Annotated in this window: 20 protein-coding genes; 10 read left to right on the top strand and 10 right to left on the bottom strand. The window is 63.6% G+C overall.

The genetic code is table 11. The features are described from left to right. Positions 1 to 28 precede the first annotated feature (28 nt). Positions 29 to 949 (top strand): ArdC family protein, encoded by a 921-nt coding sequence (locus ACI6S0_RS25735; RefSeq protein WP_376784565.1) that lies wholly within the window; start codon positions 29 to 31, stop codon positions 947 to 949. A 419-nt stretch (positions 950 to 1,368) separates the two neighbouring features. Here ACI6S0_RS25735 and ACI6S0_RS25730 read toward each other — a convergent pair whose 3' ends face one another. From ACI6S0_RS25730 to ACI6S0_RS25720, 3 genes are read right to left on the bottom strand one after another with little or no spacing between them, the layout of a single operon-like run. Next, the gene (locus tag ACI6S0_RS25730) at positions 1,369 to 4,152 is read right to left on the bottom strand and encodes a TonB-dependent receptor domain-containing protein (protein WP_066768143.1); all 2,784 of its coding nucleotides are present in this window, start codon (positions 4,150 to 4,152) and stop codon (positions 1,369 to 1,371) included. A gap of 36 nt (positions 4,153 to 4,188) precedes the next feature. After that, a complete protein-coding gene (locus ACI6S0_RS25725; protein ID WP_051886791.1) occupies positions 4,189 to 5,184 on the bottom strand; it encodes a FecR family protein in 996 nt (331 codons plus the stop codon). Continuing rightward, positions 5,151 to 5,723, bottom strand: coding sequence for an RNA polymerase sigma factor (locus tag ACI6S0_RS25720; RefSeq protein WP_162181960.1), 573 nt, complete (start codon positions 5,721 to 5,723; stop codon positions 5,151 to 5,153). The genes ACI6S0_RS25725 and ACI6S0_RS25720 overlap by 34 nt, the downstream gene beginning before the upstream one ends. A gap of 281 nt (positions 5,724 to 6,004) precedes the next feature. Between ACI6S0_RS25720 and ACI6S0_RS25715 the strand changes: the two genes are divergently transcribed. After that, a complete protein-coding gene (locus ACI6S0_RS25715) occupies positions 6,005 to 8,485 on the top strand; it encodes a TonB-dependent receptor (RefSeq protein WP_029547435.1) in 2,481 nt (826 codons plus the stop codon). 2 nt (positions 8,486 to 8,487) lie between these two features. After that, entirely contained in the window at positions 8,488 to 10,041 is a 1,554-nt protein-coding gene (locus ACI6S0_RS25710; RefSeq protein ID WP_010335852.1) for a CehA/McbA family metallohydrolase, read from the top strand. Between the two features lie 389 nt (positions 10,042 to 10,430). Here the strand turns inward: ACI6S0_RS25710 and cueR are convergent, their stop codons facing one another. Together cueR and ACI6S0_RS25700 are read right to left on the bottom strand one after the other, a co-directional pair. Then, the gene (gene cueR, locus ACI6S0_RS25705) at positions 10,431 to 10,847 is read right to left on the bottom strand and encodes a Cu(I)-responsive transcriptional regulator (protein WP_037520666.1); all 417 of its coding nucleotides are present in this window, start codon (positions 10,845 to 10,847) and stop codon (positions 10,431 to 10,433) included. Beyond that, positions 10,844 to 13,207 (bottom strand): heavy metal translocating P-type ATPase, encoded by a 2,364-nt coding sequence (locus ACI6S0_RS25700; protein WP_037520664.1) that lies wholly within the window; start codon positions 13,205 to 13,207, stop codon positions 10,844 to 10,846. Before ACI6S0_RS25700 ends, cueR begins: the two co-directional genes overlap by 4 nt. A gap of 170 nt (positions 13,208 to 13,377) precedes the next feature. Here ACI6S0_RS25700 and ACI6S0_RS25695 point away from each other — a divergent pair, with 170 nt between their 5' ends. The 4 genes from ACI6S0_RS25695 to ACI6S0_RS25680 all read left to right on the top strand — a co-directional run bounded on the left by ACI6S0_RS25695 (position 13,378) and on the right by ACI6S0_RS25680 (position 16,897). Further along, the gene (locus ACI6S0_RS25695; RefSeq protein WP_037520662.1) at positions 13,378 to 13,716 is read left to right on the top strand and encodes a hypothetical protein; all 339 of its coding nucleotides are present in this window, start codon (positions 13,378 to 13,380) and stop codon (positions 13,714 to 13,716) included. A gap of 30 nt (positions 13,717 to 13,746) precedes the next feature. Further along, positions 13,747 to 14,013, top strand: coding sequence for a hypothetical protein (locus ACI6S0_RS25690; RefSeq protein ID WP_021236450.1), 267 nt, complete (start codon positions 13,747 to 13,749; stop codon positions 14,011 to 14,013). A gap of 86 nt (positions 14,014 to 14,099) precedes the next feature. Then, entirely contained in the window at positions 14,100 to 15,884 is a 1,785-nt protein-coding gene (locus ACI6S0_RS25685) for a copper resistance system multicopper oxidase (RefSeq protein ID WP_037520660.1), read from the top strand. Beyond that, complete coding sequence (locus ACI6S0_RS25680) at positions 15,881 to 16,897, top strand: copper resistance protein B (RefSeq protein ID WP_037520659.1); 1,017 nt, start codon at positions 15,881 to 15,883, stop codon at positions 16,895 to 16,897. The genes ACI6S0_RS25685 and ACI6S0_RS25680 overlap by 4 nt, the downstream gene beginning before the upstream one ends. Positions 16,898 to 17,094: 197 nt before the next feature. Here ACI6S0_RS25680 and ACI6S0_RS25675 read toward each other — a convergent pair whose 3' ends face one another. The 4 genes from ACI6S0_RS25675 to ACI6S0_RS25660 form a co-directional block, all read right to left on the bottom strand. Beyond that, the gene (locus ACI6S0_RS25675) at positions 17,095 to 17,727 is read right to left on the bottom strand and encodes a tyrosine-type recombinase/integrase (RefSeq protein WP_066768145.1); all 633 of its coding nucleotides are present in this window, start codon (positions 17,725 to 17,727) and stop codon (positions 17,095 to 17,097) included. A gap of 192 nt (positions 17,728 to 17,919) precedes the next feature. Then, the gene (locus ACI6S0_RS25670; protein WP_037520671.1) at positions 17,920 to 19,362 is read right to left on the bottom strand and encodes a TolC family protein; all 1,443 of its coding nucleotides are present in this window, start codon (positions 19,360 to 19,362) and stop codon (positions 17,920 to 17,922) included. Between the two features lie 2 nt (positions 19,363 to 19,364). After that, on the bottom strand, positions 19,365 to 20,429 hold the full coding sequence (locus tag ACI6S0_RS25665; RefSeq protein WP_037520670.1) for an efflux RND transporter periplasmic adaptor subunit: 1,065 nt from the start codon (positions 20,427 to 20,429) through the stop codon (positions 19,365 to 19,367). Then, entirely contained in the window at positions 20,426 to 22,108 is a 1,683-nt protein-coding gene (locus ACI6S0_RS25660) for an ABC transporter ATP-binding protein (RefSeq protein ID WP_037520668.1), read from the bottom strand. The genes ACI6S0_RS25665 and ACI6S0_RS25660 overlap by 4 nt, the downstream gene beginning before the upstream one ends. A gap of 625 nt (positions 22,109 to 22,733) precedes the next feature. On the opposite strand from ACI6S0_RS25660, the gene ACI6S0_RS25655 reads away from it, so the two are divergent. The 3 genes from ACI6S0_RS25655 to ACI6S0_RS25645 all read left to right on the top strand — a co-directional run bounded on the left by ACI6S0_RS25655 (position 22,734) and on the right by ACI6S0_RS25645 (position 25,263). Continuing rightward, positions 22,734 to 23,675 carry a DUF2493 domain-containing protein gene (locus ACI6S0_RS25655; RefSeq protein WP_313326750.1) on the top strand — a complete coding sequence of 314 codons (942 nt, stop codon included), beginning with the start codon at positions 22,734 to 22,736 and terminating at the stop codon, positions 23,673 to 23,675. A gap of 274 nt (positions 23,676 to 23,949) precedes the next feature. Further along, positions 23,950 to 24,423: a hypothetical protein gene (locus ACI6S0_RS25650; protein ID WP_313326732.1), complete on the top strand. Its 474-nt coding sequence runs from the start codon at positions 23,950 to 23,952 to the stop codon at positions 24,421 to 24,423. 432 nt (positions 24,424 to 24,855) lie between these two features. Beyond that, complete coding sequence (locus tag ACI6S0_RS25645; RefSeq protein WP_434406027.1) at positions 24,856 to 25,263, top strand: single-stranded DNA-binding protein; 408 nt, start codon at positions 24,856 to 24,858, stop codon at positions 25,261 to 25,263. Between the two features lie 75 nt (positions 25,264 to 25,338). On the opposite strand, the gene ACI6S0_RS25640 is transcribed toward ACI6S0_RS25645, so the two are convergent. Next, on the bottom strand, positions 25,339 to 25,773 hold the full coding sequence (locus ACI6S0_RS25640; RefSeq protein WP_313326733.1) for a thermonuclease family protein: 435 nt from the start codon (positions 25,771 to 25,773) through the stop codon (positions 25,339 to 25,341). Positions 25,774 to 26,048: the final 275 nt, after the last annotated feature.

Raw genomic sequence — 26,048 nt, 5'->3', positions numbered from 1 at the left:
GCCGCCGCTCTTTCGCGGAGTATCCACCATGACTCGATCATCGGGCCGGCCCTCGCCGGCCGAGACCATCACGTGCGCCATCATCGACCGGCTCGAGGCCGGTGTGCGTCCCTGGGTACGGCCCTGGCGATCATGCGCCGCGCAAGGGCGCCCGCTGCGCGCCAATGGCGAGCCCTATCGCGGCATGAACACCTTTTGGCTGTGGCTGGCTGCCGAGCAATGCGGCTATCGGTCACGGCATTGGATGACCTACCGCCAGGCGCAGACCCTTGGCGGGCAGGTCCGTGCCGGTGAGCAGGCGCAATTTGCAATCTTCTACAAGGCCTATTCGAAGAAGGTCGATTCCAGCGAACGCCCCGGCGAGCTGGTCGATGAGCATCGCCGGGTGATGCGGTCCTATGCGGTCTTCAATGCAGACCAGATCGACGCGCTGCCGTCCGATTTCTATCCAGAACCGCTATCGCTCGTCCCACCGGGCGACCGGCTCGGTGCGCGGGCACAACGCTTCGTCGATCGCCTGCCGGCGCGGCTGCGGACTGGAGGCGATCGCGCCTATTATAACCTGCGCGCAGACCTCATCACGATGCCGCCCGTCGAACAGTTCGACACGCGTGCTGCATGGGCGGCCACGCTCGCGCACGAGGCCGGTCATTGGACGGGTCATCCAGACCGGCTTGCCCGATCCTTCGGCAAGCGCTTCGGCGATCAGGCCTATGCGTTCGAGGAGTTGGTGGCTGAACTGACAGCAGCGCTGGTTGGCGCCGATGTGGGTCTCCCAACCACCCATCTCGACGATCATGCGGCCTATATCGGTTCCTGGCTTTCGATCCTGCGCAGGGATAATCGTGCCTTGCTCACGGCGGCGGCGCGGGCAGAGGAGGCTGCGGGCTACTTGCTGCGCGCAACGGGTCTTGGCTGCGAGGATGCGGATGAGCAGGCCGCCGCTTGAGATGGTGGATAGTGTTTCCTGCTTATGTGATCGTTGCGATCGCGGATCCTGACCACAGTCTGCGCCTTTCGGGGAGTGGTCGGCAATCGCCAGATGTCTGCTCCCGACCAAATCGTGCCATTCAGATGAGGTCGCTGGAGTGTCCGCTGACACCGAAACCGGTCTTTCTCAAGCGAGACAACGGCTGGTCTGCTACGCGCCCGGTCCAAGTCGTAGAACCGAGATTTCACCACGCCTAGGAGCGGACATTCAGATCATGCGCAACGGGCTGTCGGCCGGCGTTGCCGTGAGAGTCTGACGAAAGCCGGTCTCGCGTTCGATGATTCGATTAACCGCGGGAACCCGCTGAATATGCGAGAGGAGCATGTGCGTAATCGTGATCTCGCGCTCAGCGAGCCCCCCTAGAGTTTGCGCATGTTTCAATAAGAAAGACGATATGTCGCTCGAACCGTACGCCCGAATTCTGGCCGAGCCAGGAAATAGCGCGCGTTCATGCCCCCGGCATCAAAGGAACCCATGCGTGGATTGCCTTCGGTCAGCCCAAGGCTGTTGGTCAGGTTGGTGCCATTCAAAGTCAGCGTCGCATGATCGCTGATCTGTGTGCTTACCTCGACATTGATCATCGAAAAGGGAGGCAGGCGCTGCGAGTTCGCGATGTCAGCGAAACGCGCGGAATAACGCGTGAAATCAGCGCTGAGATGCAGGCGGCCCGAGATGAGATCGACGCTAGGGCTTGCGCGCAGGGCGATGCGCGGCACCCGTATAAGCTGATTGCCCGTCACGTCATGGACCGCGACCGTGCCGCCCGACAGTTCGCTGTAGCGAAAATCTCCATAGCGTAAGTCTTGCACCGTCGCCTGCATGTCGATGCTGAGCGGGCCGATCAGCCGAGCATGGGCTGAAACTTCCATGCCAGTTGCGGTTGTGTCGGCAATTGAGGTCTGGCTGACATAGATGCTGGTGGCAGGATCGAAGCGATAGTCGGTGAAGGGCAGCCGCTTGAAATGGGTCCGGAAAAGGACGGCGGAGAAGTTCCAGTTGCGCCGCTGCACGATCAGGCCGGCCTCCGCCATGACGATCGGGACGATGGCCTCGTCCGTGCGATCGGGGTCGGCATAGAATTCCGACGCGCTCGGCAGGCGGGAAATGCGGGTGGCGCGCAGGAACAGGCCGGTCCCCGGATCGGGATTGAAATTGATGCCCGCCGTCATGCTGAAGCCTGAGAAGTGCCGATCGATAGGTTGGAAAAGACCCGTGCCGGCCAGCACGCTATCGTCCGCCAGGGTCGTCGGATCGCCCAGATCGACCGCCGAGGACAGTTCCATCCTGCCGCCGATCCGCGTCCGTTCCCACCGTCCGCCAAGGTCGATGCGCCAATGCTCGCCCAGCTTCCATTCGTCGGCCGCATACACGGCCAGATTGGCGGTCTTCAGGGTCACGTCGTCGAACAGCGAGCCATAGCGGACGAAGCCGTTGTCAGTCAGCGATCCGACCCGCCGCCCATCCGCATCGACCGCCACGACATCCAGCCGCCGCGCCTGTCCCCGCACGTCGAGCAGCACCGTCCCCATCGTGCGATCATAGTCGAGGCGGCTGTCGGCATAAGTCAGGCCCAGCGCCAGATCATGCTGTCCCCACTGGCTGACCTGCCCGGTCAGGCGCGCGTCGCCGATGAATTCGCGCATCGGCAAGGCGACGGACAGCAGGTTCGCGCCCACGACCAGCCCGTTGCCATTGCTGTCGGGCAGGAAGGCGCGGCCGGTCCCGGCGTCGCGTATCTCGACTTTGGTTGCCATGGGAAAGGCGGCCGCAAGTTGGGGCCAAATGGTCGAGACATAGCTGTCGCCCGATTGCGGGCGGCCGATCGGGAACAGGCCGTCGCGGGAGGTGTCGCCCGTGCGCAGGCGCACCTTCACCTCCAGCGCGGCACCTCCACCAAGCGCCCGCCGCCCGAACAGCGTGTAGAAATCGATGCGGCTGCGCGTTCCCTTCGACAGGTCGAAAAGGCGAGAACCTGAGGGCGTCTTGAACGCGACGCTGGCATTATCGGGGCCTGCCAGCGTGTCGTACAGGGGATCGAAGCCGGGAACGGCGTTGACCCGCCCGGCGCCGTCCACCTGCAAAGGTACCGGCAGGTAAAGGATGACGCGGTCGTCGAGATGCTTGACGTTGAAGGACAGGCGCGTCGTCCCATCGTCATACTGGACCCCGGCCCGAATCTGCCCGCCCCGGTCGGCGGGATAGCCCGGATCGCGCAGGCCGTCGTCGCGGCGGTAGAAGCCGCCGATCGCAATGCCGAGTTCGGGCGTCAGGCGCATCCCCGCATAGCCGTCGATCCGCGCATAGCCGAAATTCCCGCCCGTCGCCGCCAGCGTCACGCCCGGCTTCTGCAGCGGATTGCGGGTCAGGAAATCGATGCTGCCGCCCGGCGCATTGCCGGCGAAGATGGCGGAAGGCCCGCCGCGCACCGCTTCGATATGGTCGATGGTCGCGTCGCTGCGGAAAATCTGGTCGGTGTTGAGATAGCCGAGACCGCCGTCATATTGCACCGGCAGCCCGTCCTCCAGCAACGCGACGGAGGAATAGCCGTCGGTCGGGATGCCGCGCGACCGGATATTGTTGCTCGCTTCGCCGCCGGTGCTTTCCACCCAGAAACCGGGGATCTGCTTGAACAGGTCGGCGGTCGATAGCGGTCCGGCGCGAGCCAGCGTCTCGGGGTCGATCCGGGTCAGCGCATAGCTGAGCTGGGTCGCGGTGACGGGCGTCTGCAGCGCGCGGCCGGTGACGACGATCTCGGCAGGAACAGCAACCGGCGGCGGGGCAGGCGACGGGATGGGGGCAGGCTGCGGACTGCGCCGGGCGCGGGCGGGTGGAGCCGGTTGCGCCGCCCGCAGCGTGACAATCCCTTCGCCGAAGCGCGCGACCGCAAGGCCGCTGCCGCGCAGCAGCCGGTCGAGCGCGCGCCGCGACGGCATTCTGCCCTTCACCAGCGGGCTGCGCAGCGCGGCGGCGCGCGCATAGGGATAGAGGATCTGCACGCCTGCCTGACGCGCAAACCGGTCGAGCGCATCGGCAAGGCTTTGCGCGGGAATGTCGAAACGGGGCTGCGGGGTGGCGGATCGGCTACCCGGCGGCGGCGCTGCCTGCGCGGGCGCGACCATGACCATCGCCATGACAAAGAAAAGGCCGCGACTCCGACGCATCACGCTCCAGTGGCGTTCCTACGCGACAGCTTCGTGTCAGGCGCGGAAAGCGCCCCGGTTTCCGCCTGTCCGGAACAGCATCATCCTGTCTCCTTCCCTGCGGTGACCGATGCCGAAGCCGTCCTGCAGCGCTGTGAGGAAGGATTGCGGATCGGCGGTGCGGAAGGTGCCGCCGAGGCGTGTCGCGCCCAGCCCCTGATCCTGCACGACCAGCTTGACCTTGAGATAGCGGTTGAACTCGCTGATCGCCTGGTCGAGCGCCATGCCCTGGAACATGATCTCGCCCCGCTCCCAGGCCGTCGCGCGCGACAGTGCTTCGGGCGACAGCGCTTCGACATGCACGTCGGCATTGCTGACGGCGAGCATGCTGCCGGCATTCACAGTCTGAGCCGATGTGCCGCGCGTGATCGTCGCCGCCTGTCCCGAGAGCACCAGCAGCCGCGCGAGCGCCGGATCGATCCGCAGGCTGAACTTGCCGCCGCTCAGCCGCCCGTCGATCGGATCGCTGTAGAGGCGAAAGGGCTTTTCGGCGTCCTTCACCAGAAGGGTCGCTTCCCCGCGCTCGATCCAGAAATCGCGCCTGTCATCGTCGAACCGCCACGCCACGCGCGTATCGGTGTTGAGCATCGCCTGACTGCCATTCTGCAGGCGCAGGATGCGCCGCTCGCCCACCGCCGTTTCGGCATAGGCCCGGCGCGGCCAGGCGAGGAAGGTTCCGGCTCCGCCCACGGCCAGCAGCCCGGCGACGCCGCCCGCGACCGCGCGGCGCGACAGCATCGCGGGGGGTGCGGGCACGATCTCTTCCTCCGCTTCTGTCTCTTCCAGCGAGATTGGGTCCAGCATCGCGGGCAGGCGCGGATCGGTCGTCCGCCGCCACGTCGCCGCAACTTGCGCGAAGGCAGCTGCATGGCGCGGGTCCGCGCTGCGCCAGGCTTCAAATGCTTCGGTGTCGGCGGAACCACAGTCGAGCGCGATCAGCCATTGAATGGCCTCGTCGCTCAGACCTGTTCCAACCTGTTCCTGCTCTCGCATTGAGATGCCTGCTCCGCCTTCGCCGGTCTGTCCGCCTGATTCCGCCGCTCTACCAACAGGCGGAGGGCTCTGACCAGATGGGTTTCCACGGTGGAGACGGAAATATTCATCTTCTCCGCTACAAGCGCCGGAGAAAGTCCTTCAATTCTCCGCAGATACAGCGCCTCACGCATCCGGGGCGGCATGTCCTGCATGACCCGGGCGATATGGTTCAGTTCCGATCGATCCATCGCAACCACGTCGGGTGTCGGCTCCTGATCCGCGATCTCCAGCGACAGCAGCACGGCGCCCTGGTCGATCCGCACCACGTCGGCGCGCCGGAACCGCTCGATGGCCAGGTTGCGGATGATGCGTATGGTGAAGGCGTGCGGGCTGGCGATGGCCGCCCATTTTTCCAGTGCGAACAGCCGGGCATAGGCTTCCTGGACCAGTTCCTCCGCTTCCTCCTGCTGGCGCACGAGGCTCAGCGCATAGCGGCGATGCTCCTGGTGGAAGACGAAGACATGGTCGGCAAACCAGATGTCGATGTCGCGAAGCATGGACATTTCTCGATGCGCTCCATCGGAATCGGCGGGTGGAGCGCGTCACCTAGGGCGCGGTTGTTACATTCGGTTGACACTGGACCGGGCAGGACGATTCGCCGCCATCGGGAAAAATATTTTCGGGTGGAGTAGCGGCGGTGCTCCCCTCCACCGTCTGCGCCCCGACAGTTCAACGCATGGCCATTCGCCCATGCCGGCAGCGCGACACGCTTCCGGCAACGGGGACCGCTGCGCCTGCGCCGGGACTTTCAGGAACGGACATGAAGGGGACATCGACCATGAAATCTTTGCGCATCACCACATCGCTCATCGCTTTATTGTGCGCTGGCGCAACGCCCGCATTGGCGCAGGAGCCGGCCCCCGCCGACAATGCCGTCGATACGCAGGGCGGCAATATCGACGACATCATCGTTACCGGCCGCGCGGGCACCGATGTGCGGACCAAGGCGGAAACCAGCTATTCGGTCACCAACATCAACGAGGAAAATCTGCGCCTCCAAGCCCCGACCAGCGTTACTGAAGCGCTGAAATCCGTGCCCGGCTTCTGGGTTGAGGCGTCGGGCGGCGAAGCGTCGGGCAACGTCCGCGCTCGTGGCGTACCGGTCGACGGCTTCGGCTCGGTCCAGCTTCTGGAAGACGGCATCCCGGTCCAGCATGATCCCGCGCTCGGCTATCTCAACGCGGACCAGGCATTCCGCATCGACGAGACGATCGAACGCATCGAAGTGGTGCGCGGCGGCCCGTCCTCGCTCTTCTATTCCAACGCACCCGCAGGCGCGATCAACTTCATTCCGCGCAAGGTCGGCGACTGGGCCGAGGGTCTTGTCAAGGTGACGCTCGGCGCGGACAGCCTCTATCGCGCCGACTTCTGGATCGGTGCGCCGGTGGGCGACTGGAAGGTCGCGGTCGGCGGCTTCTACCGCTCGGAGGGCGGTGTGCGCGATCCCGGCTTCACCGCGAACAAGGGCGGCCAGATCCGCGCCACCGTCTCGCGCGAGTGGGAGAATGCGAAGTTCAGCGTCGACGTGAAGCGCGTGGACGATATCGTCGCCTTCTACACCGGCATTCCGATGCGGACCTATCCTGATGGCGATATCCGCGCGGTTCCCGGTTTCGACGGGCACAAGGGCACGGTCGCCGGGCCGGAGACGGCGCATATCAAGATGCGTCAGGGCGATGGCAGCATCTATGATTTCGACAACACCGTCGGCACGCAGATCAAGCGCACGCAGATCACCACCAATTTCGAGATCGAGCCGATGGACGGCTGGAAGATCACCAACACCTCGCGCTACAACGACACGACGACGCGCCGCAACGGCGTGTATCCCAACAGCCTGCAGAGCGCCGCGAGCCTGCTGACCGCCAATGCCGGCCTGCTGGCCCAGGCGCCCGGCGCGACCGCGCTGCAGCTGCGCTACACCAATGGAGGCCAAGTCTTCGACACTGCCAACCAGAACGGCAACGGCCTGATCATCAACGGCGGCCTGCGCGGTATCACAATGCCGGTGAAGGAGTTCATGAGCGACACGCGCATTGCCCATCGCTTCGAAATGGGATCGACTACGCACGACGTCACCTTCGGCTATTATTTCGCGACGATCGACCAGTATTTCAGCCGCTATTCCTCCACCGCGCTGCTCGACGTTCAGGACAATGCCCGACTGCTCAGCCTCGTTGCGGTCAACGCGGCGGGCTCTGTGGTGCGCAGCTTCTCCGACACCAACGGCATCTACAAATATGGCTATGAGTGGGAGGACGCGCATGGCGAGCAGACGACGCACGCCCTCTATCTCACCGACGAATGGCAGATCACGCCGAAATTCCGGCTGGACGGCGGCGTCCGCTGGGAAAGCATGAACGCACGCGGATCCGTGGCGCTCAAGCAGACGGTCAATCTGGGCACGCCCTCGACCTCGTCGATCATCACCGGCAGCGGCCTCACCGCCAATTATGACCGGACCTTTAAGCATGCGACGGCGACGGCGGGCGCGAACTATCAGTTCACCGATCGCGCCGGCATGTTCGCGCGCTACACTTATGCCAACCGCATGCCTGGTCTCGGCAATTATATCACCAGCCCGACCGCGACGCCGATCACCCAGACCATGCACCTGGGCGAGGCTGGCCTGAAGTATAACAGCCGGTTCTTCGACGTATATGCCACCGGCTTCTGGACCAAGTACAACAATGTCGGCTTCACCAATTACCGGTTCGACATCAACACCGGCGCGTCGCGGACCGAGGCACTGTTCGCCAATACGCAGACCTTCGGCGTCGAACTGGAAGGCACGGTGCGTCCGGCGCGCTTCTTCGACATGTCGGCCACGCTGACCCTGCAGGACCCGAAGTATAAGGGGCTGGTCTATACGGACTCGGCACAGCGCGTGAACGACTATGACGGCAACCGCCTGATCCGCGTGCCGACCGTCAGCGTGCGCGTCGTGCCCGCAGTCAACCTGCTCGACGATCGGCTGCGCATCCAGGCCGCCTATGAATATCAGGGGCCGCGCTTCGTCGACACGGCCAACTCGGTGCGCCTGCCGGGCTATTCCGCGATCAATCTCAGCGCCCGCGCGCAGCTGACCGAAAGCCTGTCGCTCTATGGCTATGTCGACAATCTCACCAACTCGCTGGGCCTGACCGAAGGCAATCCGCGCGCGGGCGAAGTGCAGAATGCCGATGCCGGCGCGAACACCTTCATCGCGCGTCCGCTGATCGGCCGGAACTTCCGCGCCGCCCTCATGTACAAGTTCTGATCATGAGGAAGGGGATCGCATCGCTCGCCGCCTTCGCTCTTGCTCTGTCGCTGTCCGTGCCTGCATGGGCCGGAGCGCCGGAACCGGCCACGGCCGAGGCGGCAAAGGAAGCGGTCCCCTATCAGACGCTCACCGGCACGATCACCCGATCGGACTATGAGCAGTATCGGCAGGTTCCCTTCGATCTGCCGGCGGGCGTCACGCGCGTCACCATCCGTTTCAGCTATGGCGGCAAGGACAAGAAATCGGTCATCGACCTGGGCCTTGCCGACCCTGAGCGGTTTCGCGGATGGAGCGGCGGGTCGCGCGACCATATGACCTTGAGTACCGAGGATGCCACGCCGGGCTATCTTCCGGGGCCGTTGCCGGCCGGGCGCTGGAACCTGATCCTTGGCGTCCCAAATATCCGTGAAGGCGCGCAGGCGCCGTTCGAGGCCCGCATCTTCATCGATCGCGCTCCGGCGGTGACGGCGTTCGAGGACGCCCCGCTCAACCCTGCGCCGGGCTGGTATCGCGGCGATCTGCACATGCACAGCGGCAACAGCGACGGCAAATGCCTGTCGCAAAAGGGCGAGAAGGTACCATGCCCGGTCTATCGCACGGTCGAGGCAGCGGCAGCGCGCGGCCTCGATTTCATCGCGCTCACCGACCATAATACAACCGCGCATTTCGATGCCCTGCGCGGGTTGCAGGGCGCGTTCGACAGGATGCTGCTGCTGCCGGGGCGGGAGGTCACGACCTTCTTCGGCCATAGCAATGTGTTCGGCCCGACCGACTTTCTCGATTTCCGCACGCTCGCATCCACCTATGCCGAAGCGGCCAAATGGATGGACGCGGTGAAGGCGCAGGGCGGCATCGTCTCGCTCAACCATGCCGGCGCGCCCTCGGGCGAGATCTGCATGGGCTGTGGCTGGCGCATCGCCGACCTGCCCCCCGGCACGGTGCAGGCGGTCGAGGTGGTGAACGGCGGCACGATGGCGGAAACCGGATCGGCAGAAAGTCCGCTGCAGGGGCTCGGCCTGTGGCGCAAGCTGCTCGACAGCGGCCAGCACGTCACGGCGATCGGTGGCAGCGACAATCACAATGCCGACATTCCTGCCGATAAGCCTGGAGCCATCGGAACGCCGACCACCGTCATCTATATGCGCAACCTGTCGACACAGGGATTTATCGACGGCATTCGATCCGGCAGGGCATTTGTCGACATTGACGGGACGCGCAACCGGATGATCGATATTTGGGCGGAGAGCGAAAGCAACAAGATCGCCATGGGCGGCACATTGTTTGCCTGCAGGGGAGCGTCGGTGAGGCTGGTAATCTCTGTTAAGGGCGTATCGGCCGGCATCATCGATCTGCTTATCGATGGTCAGAAACATCAGCTTCGAGTCAATCAGGATCGTCGCGAAAATGTGTTTGACTGGGTGTCCGACGGCGCACAACACTGGATCAGCGCAAACGTTCGCACAAGTGATGGTCGTCTGCTCCTTGTTGGCAATCCGATCTATGTGGATGTTTGTCCGTCGTCACAACATTTAGGCTCAGATTTCATTGATTGATCCAGAAAATCACGGTTGCAGCGATGCAAATTGCGGACAGACTGAGGTGATTTCCAGCAGCCGCATCTGATGGCAACCATCTTGGGCTGCCCGCCACAAACCTGCCAGTCTCTTCTCGGCCAGTCCCGCGCATCCCGGGAACGATCATCAGGGCTTCAGGAATGGCAGGTGTTAGATGGGGACCTGCCATTCCCGGCCCGGCTCGCGAACGACCGTTTTGTCCCACGACCTTCCGGCGGCAGGCGAGCAACCCGTGCCGTTCCAGGCTCGCGCATGAGCGGCAGCTCTCGCCAGCAAAGCCGACGTCTGCGTTCAATGTCAACGCAGGCGGGTAAACAGGCAATGCGGTCCATTGCCGCCTACCGAGCCATATCCGGGTCCTGGTTTCCTCATCGAACGCCCGCGGCGTCGCGGTCGTCCTCGCCAGACATGCGCTCGATGATCGGGCAATCGGGGCGGTCGTCCCCATGGCAGCGCTCCGCCAGTTCGAGCAGCGTCTGGCGCAGTGCCTGAAGCGCTTCTGCCTTGCGGCCGAGTTCTTCCGCGCGGGCGACGGCGAGTGCCTTCACTTCGGCGCTGGCGCGCTGGCTGTTGCTCCACAGCCCGAGGAGATCGCGAATATCCTCGATCGGAAAGCCGAGGTCGCGCGCATTGGCGATGAAGCGCAGGCGGTGGACATCGGCATCGGCATAATCGCGATAGCCGCTGTCCCGGCGCGGCGGCGCCGGGATCAGGCCGATCTTCTCATAATGGCGGATCATCCGCTGCGAGACGCCGCTCGCCTGCGAGGCCGCGCCGATATTCACAGCTTCACCCGGTTGAGGCGCAGCGCGTTGGCGACGACGCTCACCGACGACAGCGCCATCGCCGCCGCCGCGATCATCGGCGAGAGCAGGATGCCGAAGACCGGATAGAGCAGCCCCGCCGCGATCGGCACACCCGCCGCGTTGTAGATGAAAGCGAAGAACAGGTTGTGCCGGATATTCGACATCGTCGCCTCACTGAGCTGGCGGGCCCGGACGATGCCGTTGAGATCGCCCTTGAGCAAGGTCACGCCCGCGCTTTCCATGGCAACGTCGGTGCCATGTCCCATCGCGATGCCGACGTCGGCCGCCGCCAGCGCCGGGGCATCATTGACGCCATCGCCCGCCATGGCGACGACGCGGCCTTCCTGCTTCAGCCGCGCGACGACATTCGCCTTCTGGTCGGGCAGCACATCGGCCTCGACCGCATCGATGCCGAGTTGACGCGCAACCGCTTCAGCCGTGGTGCGATTATCGCCGGTCAGCATCACCACCTTGATGCCGTCGGCGCGCAGGGCGGCCAGCGCCTCGGGTGTCGTCGGCTTGATCGGATCGGCGATGGCGAAAATCCCCACGGCCCGATCATCCAGCCCCATGAAGATCGTCGTCGCGCCATCGCCGCGAAGTGCATCGGCCTCGGCGACAAGCGGCGCGGTATCGATCCCCGATTCCGCCAGGAAGCGCGCATTCCCCAATGTGACCCGCTTGCCTTCGACGGTGCCCAGCGCCCCCTTGCCGGTGGGTGAATCGAAATCGCTGACGGGAGGAATGTCGATGCCTCGGCCCGTCGCCGCATCGACGATCGCCAGCGCCAGCGGATGCTCCGAGGCGCGCTCGACGCCGGCGGCAATCCGCAGCAACCCGCTTTCCGCATAGCCATCCGCCGCGACGATCCGGGTGACGGCGGGCTTGCCTTCGGTCAGCGTGCCGGTCTTGTCGACGACCAGCGTGTCGACCTTCTCCATATGCTCCAGCGCTTCGGCATTCTTGATCAGCACGCCAAGCCCCGCCCCGCGCCCGACGCCGACCATGATCGACATCGGCGTCGCCAGCCCCAATGCGCAGGGGCAGGCGATGATCAGCACCGATACCGCCGCGATCAGCCCATGGGCAAAGCGCGGCTCCGGTCCCCAGACGCCCCAGATGACGAAGGCGAGGACAGCGACCCCGATGACAACCGGCACGAACCAGCCCGAGACCTGATCGGCCATGCGCTGGATCGGCGCGCGCGAGCGCTGCGCCTCGGCGACCATCTGGACGATGCGCGACAGCATGGTATCGCGCCCGACCTTGTCGGCGCGGATGACCAGGGCACCGCTCTGGTTCATCGTGCCGCCGATCACGCTGTCGCCATCCGACTTGGTGACGGGCATGGATTCGCCCGTGACCATCGATTCATCGAGCGCCGAACGCCCTTCCTCGACCACGCCGTCAACCGGCACCTTTTCGCCCGGCCGCACCCGCAGCCGGTCCCCCACCGCCACATCCTCCAGCGGGATTTCCGCCTCGCTGCCGTCCTCGGCGATGCGCCGAGCGGTTTTCGGGGCAAGGTTGAGCAATGCCTTGATCGCGCCCGATGTGCGTTCGCGCGCGCGCAGTTCCAGCACCTGCCCCAGCAGCACCAGCACGGTAATGACGGCGGCCGCCTCGAAATAGACCGCGACGGTCCCGTCAGCGGCGCGGAAGGCGTCCGGGAAGATACCGGGCGCCAGCGTCGCGACGACGCTATAGGCCCATGCGACGCCGGTCCCCATCGCGATCAGCGTGAACATGTTGAGATTGCGCGTCTTCAGCGAAGCCCAGCCGCGCTCGAAAAAGGGCCACCCCGCCCACAGCACGACCGGCGTCGCCAGCGCGAACTGGATCCAGATCGACAGCTTCATGGGCACGAGATGATGCAGCGCCGGGAAAAGGTGCCCGCCCATTTCGAGGATGAAGACCGGGAGGGCCAGCGCAAGGCCAATCCAGAAACGCCGTGTCATGTCGAGCAGCTCGGCGCTGGGTCCGGTATCGGCGCTGACCATTTCCGGCTCAAGCCCCATGCCGCAGATCGGGCAGGCGCCGGGATGGTCCTGCCGGATCTCCGGATGCATCGGGCAGGTCCACATCGTCCCCGGCGGCGCATCGACGGGTTCGACGGCGGACTTGTTCAGATGCGCTTCCGGGTCCGCAATGAACTTCTCGCGGCAGCCGGGGCTGCAAAAATGATAGTCGTGGCCAGCATAGGTCGCGTGATGCGCGGTTTTTTCGGGATCGACCGTCATGCCGCAAACCGGGTCGACCACCAGTCCGGCGGAATGCTTGCCATGGTCACCACAACAACTGTGGACACCGGAATGAACGCCATGTTTCGACTCGGCCATCAACCGTCTCCTTCTATCGCAGGGCAAGATGGAGTTTGACACCATGTCAGAGTCAATAGGCACTTTACCTTATCATTGTGTCAAGGTGCATGAAGGGTTCGAAAAGGATTCGAATCGTTGTCACCCAAGGCCCAACCGCCCAACAGGCCCCACCACCCAACAGGATTGCGATGAAGTTGCTTTCGTCGCTCCTGATTGCGCTTGCCATGCTCGTCTCGTCCGTATCGATGGCGAGCGGCACTGCAACGGCTATGCCGCATCAGGGTGCGATGGAGATGGCTTCGGTCGCGGGGCATTGCGCCGGGAGTGAATCTCCCTCCCATCGTAAATCACCCGAACCCGGCATGCACTGCGCCGTTGCCTGCGCGGCGTTCCCGGCAATGCCTTCCCTCATCGAGCAGTTGGATCGGCCAACAAAGGCCTTATATTCTGTTGCGGGACAGAAACATCTCATCGCGATCACGCTTGAGAGAGACACGCCGCCGCCGCGCATGATTCCGGGGAATTGAGGTTCATCCACTTTCTTCCGGAGATTAGTCATGAAGTTGATAATTGCTGCGATCACGATGATGATCGCCATGCCAGCCTTCGCCCAGAGCGCCGCACCGGCCGATGTGCGCACCCCACCCACCAGCCAGGGCGAAAAGACCGGCCATGACGGGCATGAAGGTCACGATATGTCCAGCGGCTGCTGCGACAAGGGGGCTGATGGCAAGATGGCCTGCTGCGAGAAAATGAAGGCCGAGGGCAAGGCGGAGGCGCCTGCCGCCGATCCGCATGCCGGACATGGCATGAGTCAGCACTGATCGAACGCAAACCGGGAGGCGGCTTTCCCGTCTCCCGGCCCATTCAGCACATAGCGGGCTCCCCCGATGGAGCCGAGGACAATATCATGACACAGACGATCGATCGGCGATCCCTGCTGCGTGCCGGCGCGGTCGGCGCCGCCGGACTGGGCTTTTCCGGCCTGTTCCCTGCCTGGGCCCAATCGGGTTCGGCAGGTCTGGCCGGCTCGCCGGGGCTGGCGCCGCAGATGCCCACGCTTTCGGGCGAGAATATCCACCTTAGAATCGCGAACACCCCCTTTACGGTTGGCGGCCGCACCGGCCATGCCGTCACGATGAACGGCGTATTGCCCGCGCCGCTGATCCGGCTGCGCGAGGGGCAGAATGTGCGCCTCCATGTCGAAAATACGCTGGATGAGGATAGCTCGATCCACTGGCATGGGCTGATCGTACCATTTCAGATGGACGGCGTTCCCGGCGTCAGCTTCCCTGGTATCAAGCCGCACACTACCTTCGTTTACGAATTTCCGCTGCTGCAAAGCGGCACCTACTGGTATCACAGCCACTCCGGACTCCAGGAGCAGCAGGGCCATTACGGGCCGATCGTGATCGATCCCGCCGAGCCCGATCCGGTCGCCTATGATCGCGAGCATGTGATCGTGCTCAGCGACTGGACCTTCCTGCATCCGCACCAGCTCGTCACCAAGCTCAAATCGGAAGGCGGCTATTTCAACCGCCAGAGGCAGACGCTGTTCGGCATGCTGCGTGGTGGTCCCGAGGAGAGCATGTCCGCTTCCGACCGCGCCATGTGGGGAAAGATGCGGATGGACCCCACGGACATCGCGGACGTGACGGCTGCCACCTATACTTATCTCGTCAATGGTCACGGGCCGCAGGAAAACTGGACCGGCCTCTTTCGCTCCGGCGAGCGGGTGCGGCTGCGCTTCATTAATGCTGCTACCATGACGATCTTCAATATCCGCATTCCGGGTCTGCCCATGACCGTGGTCAGCGCTGATGGGCTGAATGTCCGTCCGGTGACCGTGGACGAATTCCAGATCGGCAATGCCGAGACCTATGACGTCATTATCCAACCAACCGAGGACAAGGCGTTCACGCTCGTCGCGGAGTCGATCGATCGTTCCGGCATGGCGCGCGCCACGCTCGCGCCGCGCATGGGGATGACCGCGTCCGTTCCACCGCTTCGCCCACGTCCGACACTCACCATGAGGGACATGGGCATGGGCAGCATGGATCATAGTTCAATGGCTGGAATGGACCATGGCGCAATGGCCGGGATGGGTCATGGCGGCTCCCATTCGATGGGCAGCATGAACATGCGCGACAAGTCTTTGGTCCCCGACAGCGTCAAGGTCGGTGTTGGCGTGGATGCCATCGCCATGTCACCAGCCGATCGTACCGGCGATCCGGGCGTCGGGCTGGAAGATGTCGGGCACAAGGTGCTGACCTACCGTGACCTTATGTCGCTCACCCCAAACCCTGACACGCGCCCGCCGCAACGCACGATCGAGGTCCACCTCACCGGCAACATGGAGCGCTTCATGTGGTCGTTCGATGGCGAGAAATTCAGCGAAGGGGTCGAGCCGATCCGCTTCGAACGTAACGAACGCGCACGAGTCGTGCTCATCAACGATACGATGATGACCCACCCGATTCATCTGCATGGCCATTTCTTCGAGGTGGTGAACGGCCATACCGGCAGCTATCCCCGCAAGCACACGGTCAATGTGTTGCCGGGCGGCAAGGTCAGCTTAGACCTGACGGCAGACGCACCCGGCGACTGGGCGTTTCACTGCCATCTGCTGCTTCACATGCACGCCGGAATGTTCCGTGTCGTCACCATCCGTCCGCTGGAGGGAGATGCGGCATGAAGTATCTCCTCAGCCTGCTTCTCGCGGCCGCCGCAACGCCCGCGCTGGGGCAGCATAACCATGCCGCCGCCGAACAGCTGGTGACGGCCGATCCGCATGCGGGGCATCAGATGGACGAAGAAGCTGACGACCCCCATGCCGGGCACGATATGCCGCAGTCTCCATCCGGTCCATCGGATCCACACGCCGGTCATCAGATGCCTTCCACTTCCGCAACGGACGCGCACCGGGCTCATGCTGGGCATGAACCCGGCATTCCCGATCCGCCGGTGGCGCCGCCGTCAGCGGCGGCATTGCGTGGTCCCGATCACGCTGCCGATGCCATTTTCGGCGCGCAAGCAATGGCCCCGGCACGCGAAACCGTCCGCAAGGAGCATGGCGATATCAAAAGCGGTATGATCCTGATCGATCAGCTGGAAGCGGTCATGGGCAAGGGCAAGGACGGTTATGCGTGGGAGGCCCAGGGTTGGTACGGTGGCGATATCGACCGGCTCTGGTTCAAGACCGAAGGAGAAAGCAGCTTTGGCGAGAGTCCGGAACACGCCGAGGTTCAGGCGCTCTGGAGCCGTGCGCTCGACCCGTGGTGGAATCTTCAGGCCGGTATCCGTCAGGATTTTGGCGCGGGGCCCGATCGGACTTACGCCGTTGTCGGCGTCCAGGGCCTTGCCCCTTATTGGTTCGAAATGGGTGGGGCGTTGTTCCTGTCGGACAAAGGCGATTTCACCGCGCGGATCGAGGCGGAATATGATCAGCGTCTGACCCAGAAGCTGATCCTTCAACCTGCGGCTGAGCTCAACTTTTCGGCGCAGGATGTTCCTGAGCTTGGCATAGGCTCCGGCCTCTCCACCGCCGAACTGGGACTACGGCTGCGCTACCAGTTCGTACCCGAGTTCGCGCCCTATGTCGGCGTCCGATATGAGCGCGCTTTTGGCGACACGGCAGATTTTCGGCGTGCACGGGACGAGAAGGCAGGAGGATGGAATTTCCTGATCGGAATCCGATCCTGGTTCTGAGGACGACTGTTTCCAGGCTGGCACGCGTCGCTGATGCTGGCCAGTCTGGATTTTACCTACCGACTCGAAGCAAAGGCATCAACGAACGTGAGACGTCCGCTTATGCGAAAAGCGGTCGTTCGTTGCTCCGATTTCCAACGGCAGGTAAGTCCCAAGCGCCCGTGTCCAGCTCCACACGGGAAACGGGCGCCAAGGGTTCAAATCTCGGTGTTTTCGGCAAGGGCAAGCGCGTCCTCCACGTCGATCCCGAGATACCGCACCGTATTCTCGATCTTGCTGTGACCGAGAAGGATTTGGACGGCACGCAGGTTGCCGGTCGCCCTATAGATTATCGATGCCTTCGTCCGCCGAAGCGAATGGGTGCCATACTCGCTTCGTATCAAACCGACCCCTGTCACCCATTCGTCGACAAGCCGAGCATACTGGCGGGTGCTCAGGTGCCCATTATGATCGACCCGGCTTGGGAACACATAATCGTCCACCGTACCACCTCTGCGTTCGAGCCACGCCAGCAAGCTCGCTCGAGCATCTGGCAGCAGTTCAAACTGAACAGGTCGGCTCGTTTTCTGCTGCATGACGATTGCCCGCGTTCGGATTTGCCCGCCGCTGACAAGGTCGCCTATCTTCATCTGCACCAGGTCGCAGCCCCGAAGCTTGCTGTCGATCGCCAGATCGAACAGCGCCCGATCCCGCAGGCGGCGGCGTTGATTGAGGTAGAACCGGATTTCCCAGATCTGCTTAGGTTTCAGAGCCCGTTTTGCGCCCACGGCCCTTCCGGCATTCCAGACCGGGCGTTTGGTGGGGACGAATTCAGTTTCAGGCATCTCCATGATCATTCTCCTATGGCCACATTGGCCATCTGTAGAACGCTTGCCGGCGAGGACGGGGGTGAGAATGGCTTGGGGCTTGTGCCGACCAACTAACGCTGTTCGTTAAATGAGTCCCGACGGCCGCTCTCGACAAAAGCTGCCTTTTGAACATTAGAATTGACGCCTTGAGTAGGGGGCCAGATCAATCTGGTATTACGATGGGGTGAGGCCGAGCGCGTCTTCATCGGCCGTTGCGGCGGCGAGCTCGGCTTTCGCAGCGGCAATGCGGGCCTGCGCCTCGATGAGCTTAATCTCGGCATTAGTTGCGCTTTCCTCGCGCTGATTGACGAGGAAGAAGTCACTCGATCCCAGCTCGAAACGGCGACGTTCGGCTGCGGCCAAGCGCTGCGCCAGCGCCCATTCTTTCCCCGAGGTTACGACCAACTGGTTTGCTGCTTCGACCTCGAGACCGATCGCGGTGACTTCAGCCCGGATCTTTTCAGCTAGAAACCGCTGCTTAACCGTCAATTCGTCGATCTTCGCCTGGGTTTCGGCCAGCTTGCCCTTCGCCTTGCGGTTTTGCAGCGGTATCTTGAAGGTCACGCCGACGATCATCTCAAGCGGCGTGCGACTCCGCCCGCCCAGACCCGTTGGGCCGACGTCCTTGGCGATCTCCCCCCCAACGTCGAGCCGCGGCAGCATGTCGTTGCGGGCAAGAGCAAGCTTAACGGTCGCCTTGTCGATTTCCTCCAGCATGATGGCGAAGTCGGGACGGCCCTCCAAGTTGAAGGCGGCCCCCGTCCTAATCCCATCCAGCGCGGTAATGTCGGATGGCAGCCGCGTTTCATCAACGATGATCGGCGCGCCCTCCGCGTTGCGATAATAGAGCGACAGTTTGACGGCGGCGGCGCGAAAATCCTGCCGCGCTTCTAGGACATAAGCCTGTCGCCTGACGAGATTCACGTCGTTCTCGGTAAGCAGGATATCGGGTTTGGCCCCAAGCTGCACCTGACGCTCGATGCCGTTGGTGCGCCCATCTGCCAGCGCAAGTAGTGCCTCATAGGCTTTGAGCTTCAGTCCGGCGCCGACCCACTTCTGATAAGCTTCCACCGCGCGCGCCTGGACGCCGATGCCCGTCGCCTTGGCCTCGAACCGGGCGATGTCGATATCGTTGCTCGCCAGCCGAAATTCCGAACGTCGCGCATCGACCAACCGGTCGCGGAGCAGCGAATAGAGCGCCCCGACCTTCAATTCGCCTAGGCGATTCGTGTAGGATTTGTCTTCATAGACGGGAAAATCGCCGCGCGACGCCCGGTACTGGCCGTAGAGATAGCCGCCATTGTCGCTCAGCGGCTGCTCGGCCTTGCTCGCGATTTCGGTGCCGTCATAATAGCCCTGTACGCGGCTGCGTCCTTCGACGGCGAAGACCGTGTCGAACGCGCCCTGCGCGGTCAGCGCTCGAGCCTCCGCTTGCCGGTTGCGCGCCAGCGCCGCGATGATGTCGGGTGCGGCACGGGCCGAAGATTGCAGCACCTCCTGCAACGTCAGCGTGCCGCTGATCGCTGGAGCAGAAGCGTTCGACACAGCGTCCTGCGCCTCAGCCGTAAAGGCCGGGGGAGCGCTCGCCAGCAAAACGACGCTGATCACGGTCCGCATCGTCACTTCTTTTTCTTTTCGACCGAGCTTTTGTCCGATTTATCCTGTGCTTTATGAGCGACCTGATCCTGCCCGAAGTTCAATGGGAAATCGTTGAGCTGGCGCCATAGTTCATATCCGACGGTGACATTGTCGCCCTGGATCCAGCCCAATACCTTGCCGCCTTGGCGCACGAAGCGACGTGCGGGCCATGCGGGCTTGCCCGGCATCGGTTCGACCAGCACGCGGAACAGCCCGTCGGCGCGCGGCGTGGGGTCCACGGAACGAACCTGGCCATCATAGATGCCGACGGCAAAAGCTGGCCACCCGCTGAACTGGAATGCTGGGAAGCCTTCAAACTCCAGCCGCACCGGACGCCCCTTGTCAACCAGCGGGATATCCCGCCCGTCAACGAACAGTTCCACCGCCCGCTCGATCCGTTCGGGCGCGACGGTCGCGAGGACAGTGCCGGCGGAAATCAAGGCTCCACCTGCAGCAGCATTGAGATCCTGGATACGCCCGTCACGCGGCGCTGTGACCACTTGCGCCGACTGCCGCATCTGTTTGACCTCGATCTGCTTCAACTTGGCGCGCGCTTCGGCCAGCTTGGCGTTGGCATCGGCGACCTTGATCTGTGTCTGCTCATAATCACGCCGCGCGGCCAACCCCTCCGCAAAGAGCTGCGAGGTGCGACCCACGTCGATCGAGGCAACAGCGCGAGCCTGTTCAATTGCCGCGATCTGCGCCTCCACCTCCGCCTTTTCCGCGGCCAAACGCTCTAGGAAATTCGGATCGACATCGACCACCTTCACGATCGGATCACCCGCTTTCACCAACTGGCCGTCCTGAACGAAGAAACGGTCCACACGGCCCTCCACCATCGACGACACCTGTTGCAGCCGGTCGCTCGGATCAAGCGACGTGACCTGGCCGCCGCCCTGCGCCGTCTGCCGCCAGGGTACAAAAAGGATCGCGACGGCTAGGAAAATCCCCACTATAATGAGCCAGGCCACCACGATGACGACGCGTGGCGGGTTCAGCCCGGCAAGCGAGCGGAAGTGCGTCAGTTGCGTAGCGTTGATCGTCACGGCTGAATCTCCCTCTCGGCAAGGAACTGCGACAGCGCCGCCTTGTCCTCGAACTGACGCTGCGTTTGCGTGCCCAGCCATAATGAGCTGTCGAGATCCGTCGCCTCGGGTCGTCCGGTGAACAGCAGGACCGTCGTCCCCCGTTCACGCAGCATCCGCAGTGTCGCGTGGAGCGCGCCGGCGGGCATCATGTCGTACAGTTGGGACAACAGCAGTACCTTGGGACGGCTGATCAGCGCGGCTGCGACCTTAAGCTGCATGACTTCGACGATGGAGAGCGGTGATCCTGAACTTGCCAATCGTGTATCAAGGCCGCTAGAGAGACTGGAAATGCGCGTCGCCAGGCCCACGACATCCAGCACCTTCATGGTTATGGCGCTGTCCGCATTGCCTCCAGCCGCCATGGTCAGATATTCGCGAATAGTGACATCCACGATGGTGGGCCGGTTGAGCACCACGACCTCCGACCGCAACAGATACATATCGAAGCTGCCAAGATCGCTGCCGCCGATCGTTAGCAGTCCGCGATCGGGATTGACGTGGCGCTTGAGCAGTAGCGCAATCTGATTTTCGACGCCCGGTTCAGCCGCAACGACGGCCTGCTCTCCGCTGTCGATCGCGAAGTCGAAGCGCGACCCGGCCAGTTCAACGTTGCGGAAGCGGACCGATCCGTCGGGTGGCGCTTGACCGCTCAGACCCACAGGCTCCTGCGGGATCGCGAAGATTTGCGACAGTTCTTCCGAGCTGGCTACCAGATCGTAGAATGTATCGAGATACCAGCCAAGCTGGGCAATGCCATAGAAGACCCCGGACAGGATGAGCTCTGCCGCGACAAGTTGCCCGATTGACAGCTGTCCTGCGAGGATGAGGTTCCCGCCGAGCGCCAGCAGGGCTGAAGCGGCAAAGGCATAGACCAGGAAATAGGCCAGAGCCTGCGCAAAACTATAGCGGAAATAACGGCGATGGGCGCGGATATAGTTCGCCGTCACCGCTTCCGAGCGATCCATCGCGAAGTTCAGATGCCGGGCCGATTTGTAGAAGCCGTTGGATGCGCCGACGCTCTCCAGCCATTGAGCGGCTTCATGTTTGGCATGGGATACCCCGACGGCGCCCGTGATTGCCCCGTGGCGCCACAGCATCCAGATCAAAAGGCAGGTCACCACCAGAATGATGTTGAAGGCAAGGAAGAAGGGGTGGTAAAAACTCGTAACCACCAGCCCCACCGCACCCTGGAGGACGATGGTGAACGCGCCGATGACAAGGCTTGGCACCGATTTCTGGACGACAACCATGTCGAAGTAGCGGTTGAACAGGCTGCCCCGGCTTTCATCGGCGAAGAACGGGTTCTGCGCATGGACTGCCCGCACCGTGACTTCAGCGACCACCCGCGCAAACAGGCGGCGTTCGAACATGGTCAGCAGGTAGAGGCGTAGCGCGCTGAGGCACGCCACCAGCAGCAGGAGCACCAGCACAACGCCTGACAGTATCCACAGCGGTGCGACCAGCGCCGTACGTGCCACCGAATTGATGAGTAGCTGGACAGAAATCGGCGTCGCCAAGGAAAGAAGCGTGATGGCGAGCGTGTAGACGATGCCGACATTGACATAGCCCCTGTCCGGGCCAACGATCTCGCCCACCCATGCGGCGGCTTGCCGCAAACCAAACTGCCCGCTAGCCAATTTCTTACACCCCGATTTTTACGTTCGGCCTATTATCAAACAACCCCAGACTTCGACAAGGTTTGCATGCTGCACAGCAACATTTGCTTACGGAGGGTTATAGCGGGTGCACGTAAAGGAGCTTGCCGATGGCCGAATGCGTCGGACACCGTATCTCCAACGGAGGTAACGACGGCGTTGCCAAATGGCATTAACGGGTGTGAATGCCGTTCGGTAATTTGCAAGGTCGGGAATGGCCGCTGTCAGCGAATGCCGACGTTCTCCCTACATACGCGAATGGCGGGAAAGTCCCAGACTCTGCCTGTCCGGGAGGCGTCGATCATGATGCGACGAGATCCAGCATCCGAGATTTGATACGATCGCTGGAAAATCGCTGCTCCTTGATTCCATAAGGCCTCAGCCCCTCGCCAGAGGATGCGCATGCTTGGGCCATCGCGCTGGCGGCCGCAACCCGGGGCCAATCCGGCCGTGTTGGCGCTTGCGCGCCTGCCCGCTCCACCCGGCATTGTCCCGGGTTTCCCTTGGGCTTTGCCCGGCGGTGCTGCCGCCGCTTCCTTCGATGGCCCGGAGGCTGCGCATCCGGCGGATGGGCCGCTGGCCCCAAGTGGAACGAAAGGCAAAGCTCATGACCAGCACTCTCTCGGCGATACTCTCCGCCCTCGAACTCGGTCATCTTGATCACACTGGCGACCTGCGCACCCTGGAGGCGCCGCCACCCGCCGAAGCCATGGAACAAACCGTCAGCGCTGTCTGGAGCGATCTTTTCGCGCTTTTTCCCTTTAGTGCGCTCGAGCGCGACATCGAGGATCTGGGCTGGGGCCTGGTCAATCTCTTCCACCGCGCCGCCGCCAAGAAGCACCAGATGATCGATCGGCTGACGGACGAGATTCGGCTTCTGCTCGCCGAGCAGGATGGCTCGGAAGTCGCGACCGCCGACCTCGAGGACAAAATCGATCTCGCCCGCAAGATCGAGCAGTCCGCCGAGGCCTATGAAACCATGCGCGACACGGCGGCCCGCCATTATCTGCACGAGACGGGCCGTTCCTGGGTGCCGGCGTCGGGCAATCGCATTTCGCTCGGCACGACCGCGGCGATCGTCGATGGCCGGTCCTATCTCCAGGCGCGGCGAGAACGGGTGCGCGATGCCAATATGGTCCATGGCACGCCCGTGATCTTCGCCGGCGGGCGGCTGCGTTTCGCCAGCGACGACGACGCCAAGCAGTTCGCGGATAACCTGCTGCGAACGCTCAATGCTGTCCGCGAGCGGGTGGGCGACATGTATCTCGTCCATGGCGGTGACATGAAAGGCATTGAGCGCCTGGCCGCGTCTTGGGCCGAGCAGAACGGTATCCAGCAGCTGCGGTTCGGGCTCGATCGCAAGCTCGGCGATCGCGCCGGGTTCCGCCGCAATGAGCAGATGCTATCGGTCAAGCCGCGCTACGTCATCGCCTTTCAAGGCAATGGTGTCACCGAAAGGCTGGTGATCGAGGCCAAGGCGCGCGGTATCCACGTCGTTGATCGTCGCGGACCGCTTGGCACACCGCCAGCGTCGCGACCCTGCGGCTGATCCGCCGCGCCGGCCGCTTCGGCGGCCGGCTTTCCCCGTTTCGAAATGCTGCGAATGCCGGAGGGGAGGATGGCAGGGCGGGTGCGTCCTGTTTCCCGGAGGTTTGCATCATGTTCATGCCCGATCATCCCACGGCCCGCGCACTCCTTGCCTTTCGCGCGGCGCATGGCCACCGCTGGAAAGCGAAGCTGCTATTCTTGTGGTCGACCGGCCGCGACGTCGAAGAGGCCGATGGCGCGTGCCTGCGCCAGTTGCGCAACCAGGCCGGCCCGGCATGGCTCGGCCAGCTGTCGCCACGCCGCTGGCGCGCGCGATCGAGAGATTGGCGGAGCCCGGCGATCGGCAAACGGCCTCGATCTTCCTTGATCGCGCGCGCGAGTTTCACGAAGGGGCACGCCTCGGTGCTGCCGTCGCCCTTGCCCCCGCGCTGCACCTGCTGGCGATATCCTGCGAGCTGGGGCTCAAAGCCTATCTTATGAGCCGGGGCTGGTCGCACGAGGAGGTCGCGCGCGATATTCGTCACGACCTCATCGCCGCCTTCGACGAAGCGCGGCGGCTTGGCCTCCCGTCCCCGGGCCGTATTCTCGTCGATTTGCTTACAAGCCTCGGTCCCGCCTATGCCGGGCATCGTATCGACGCGCTGGTGGCGGATGGTTATGTTTGCGATTTCGCGGCCGTGCTGCGCGCGATGGGCTCGCTCCTCGGTGCCGTGGCGGCCGGACTGAGCCTGCCGATGCCGGCGCCGTAACTGCGCCTTCTTGCCCGTCCCCTAGCATGAGCATGCCATGGTTTGGGTTCCGCCGGACGGCGGCGCGGGACATGGTCCGTTTCGCCGCGCGGCTTGGGCGGCGGGCGGGGCAAAGTCGAGCTTGAGGTTCGCCAAGGCGTTGGACCGGCGTGGCCCTATAGGTCGGGGATGCCTGTGATTACCATGAGGGGTTCCTGGCACGCCCAAGCGACGAGCCGTCCTTCTCCTCATCTGACCCCTAAGTCGGCCGTCCGGCCCATCCAACCCGCGATCCTTCGGGCCGAGTTGCCGTGTGCCACGGCTGCCCGCACCACCCCTTGTCTCGGGGTTTCCCGGCGCTGCGCCTGCCGGTGGATGATCCGTCCTGTCCGCCTTGGCCGGGGATCAGTCGAAGGGACGGTCCCTTGGACCCAGTTCGAAGGAACTCCAGCCATGCAGAATCTCGTCATCCTCGCCGGCAATGTCGGCGCCACGCCCGAAGCCCGCACCACTCAGGGCGGCACCCGTATCACGCATTTCAGCCTCGCCACCTCGCGCCCGAAGCGCGACAGCAACGGCAAGATCCTCCGCGACGACAACAACCGCCGGCTCGAGGACACCGAATGGCACCGGATCACCTGCTTCAACGGGGTCGGCAAGACGGTCGAGCAGTATGTCGACAAGGGCATGAAGGTCATGCTCCGGGGCCGCATTCACTACACCCGCTGGACCGACAACGAGAATATCGAGCGCTACGGCGTCGAGATCATCGCCGATGAAGTGACCTTCCTCACCCGCGCCAAGGCGAACGACAATGCAGGCGGCGGCCATGAGCCCGAGGACGATGAAATCCCTTTCTGAAATCGGTCCCACCAGGCCCGGCGGCGACGCCGCCGGGCCTCCTTTCCTGCTCAGGCGGAAAAGGAGGCAAGCGGTTCATCGGGATCGGCATCGCCCCTGGGCATAGCGATCCCAGCGCAGCACGGTGCCGGTGCGGATCATGGCGCAGCTCAGGTCGCCGATGGAGGGCGCTGCGCACCAGGCGCCGGTCCTGTTGCCGCGCGCATTGCCGGTTGAATGGCAGCGCATGGTGGGACCGTCGACCAGAATATGGCCCGTGCTGGTGCGCCCCTGTGCGCCGCCGAGCAGGTTAACAAGAGCATCACGGGCGGCGAGGGCGCTCGCCTCGGGGCAGGGCTGACCTGGCCGGCAACTACCGTCCATCTCTCGGGCGGCAATTCCGGCGAGACGGACATGCATGCCTTCGCGGCACCAGATCGGCCCATCTCCATCCCAGACGCGCGTCGGCGTGCAGGTGAAGACCTCGCCATCGGGAATGACGGTGGCGGCAAGCAGGAGTGCGAACAGCATCGCGGCGACGCTAGCCCAGCGGCTCGTGCTTGTCATGGGTCTGCCATCAGTCAGACCGGCGGGGCGGGGGTGATCGCCGAGCAAAAATCGGCGGGATCATGGGGCTCTGGCCGGCGGGTCCACCCGCTCTCAATCAGGCGCGATCCTTGGTCCGACCGGCGGCCTTTTACGATCAACCCGCAAGGGGGTCCGGTCGCTGCGCTACGGCTTTTTGGGCTGCGCCAAAAAAGTGATCGCGGCCGCCGACCGGACACGTCGGGCGCCAGTCGAGCGGG

The sequence above is a fragment of the Sphingobium sp. DN12 genome (assembly GCF_051058005.1).
Taxonomy (GTDB): domain Bacteria; phylum Pseudomonadota; class Alphaproteobacteria; order Sphingomonadales; family Sphingomonadaceae; genus Sphingobium; species Sphingobium yanoikuyae.
The sequence above is the reverse complement of the archived record's forward strand: the minus strand, read 5'-3'. Positions and strand labels throughout refer to the sequence as shown.

Excerpts from the sequence above, each read along its gene's own strand:
- ACI6S0_RS25690 (WP_021236450.1), top strand. The coding sequence starts at position 13,747 with ATGAAGTTGATAATTGCTGCGATCACGATGATGATCGCCATGCCAGCC.
- ACI6S0_RS25730 (WP_066768143.1), bottom strand. The coding sequence starts at position 4,152 with ATGCGTCGGAGTCGCGGCCTTTTCTTTGTCATGGCGATGGTCATGGTC.
- ACI6S0_RS25735 (WP_376784565.1), top strand. The coding sequence starts at position 29 with ATGACTCGATCATCGGGCCGGCCCTCGCCGGCCGAGACCATCACGTGC.
- ACI6S0_RS25645 (WP_434406027.1), top strand. The coding sequence starts at position 24,856 with ATGCAGAATCTCGTCATCCTCGCCGGCAATGTCGGCGCCACGCCCGAA.
- ACI6S0_RS25715 (WP_029547435.1), top strand. The coding sequence starts at position 6,005 with ATGAAATCTTTGCGCATCACCACATCGCTCATCGCTTTATTGTGCGCT.
- ACI6S0_RS25720 (WP_162181960.1), bottom strand. The coding sequence starts at position 5,723 with ATGCTTCGCGACATCGACATCTGGTTTGCCGACCATGTCTTCGTCTTC.
- ACI6S0_RS25650 (WP_313326732.1), top strand. The coding sequence starts at position 23,950 with ATGGCTCGGCCAGCTGTCGCCACGCCGCTGGCGCGCGCGATCGAGAGA.
- ACI6S0_RS25655 (WP_313326750.1), top strand. The coding sequence starts at position 22,734 with ATGACCAGCACTCTCTCGGCGATACTCTCCGCCCTCGAACTCGGTCAT.
- ACI6S0_RS25670 (WP_037520671.1), bottom strand. The coding sequence starts at position 19,362 with ATGCGGACCGTGATCAGCGTCGTTTTGCTGGCGAGCGCTCCCCCGGCC.
- ACI6S0_RS25640 (WP_313326733.1), bottom strand. The coding sequence starts at position 25,773 with ATGCTGTTCGCACTCCTGCTTGCCGCCACCGTCATTCCCGATGGCGAG.
- ACI6S0_RS25710 (WP_010335852.1), top strand. The coding sequence starts at position 8,488 with ATGAGGAAGGGGATCGCATCGCTCGCCGCCTTCGCTCTTGCTCTGTCG.
- ACI6S0_RS25695 (WP_037520662.1), top strand. The coding sequence starts at position 13,378 with ATGAAGTTGCTTTCGTCGCTCCTGATTGCGCTTGCCATGCTCGTCTCG.
- ACI6S0_RS25725 (WP_051886791.1), bottom strand. The coding sequence starts at position 5,184 with ATGCGAGAGCAGGAACAGGTTGGAACAGGTCTGAGCGACGAGGCCATT.
- ACI6S0_RS25700 (WP_037520664.1), bottom strand. The coding sequence starts at position 13,207 with ATGGCCGAGTCGAAACATGGCGTTCATTCCGGTGTCCACAGTTGTTGT.
- ACI6S0_RS25680 (WP_037520659.1), top strand. The coding sequence starts at position 15,881 with ATGAAGTATCTCCTCAGCCTGCTTCTCGCGGCCGCCGCAACGCCCGCG.
- ACI6S0_RS25675 (WP_066768145.1), bottom strand. The coding sequence starts at position 17,727 with ATGGAGATGCCTGAAACTGAATTCGTCCCCACCAAACGCCCGGTCTGG.
- ACI6S0_RS25685 (WP_037520660.1), top strand. The coding sequence starts at position 14,100 with ATGACACAGACGATCGATCGGCGATCCCTGCTGCGTGCCGGCGCGGTC.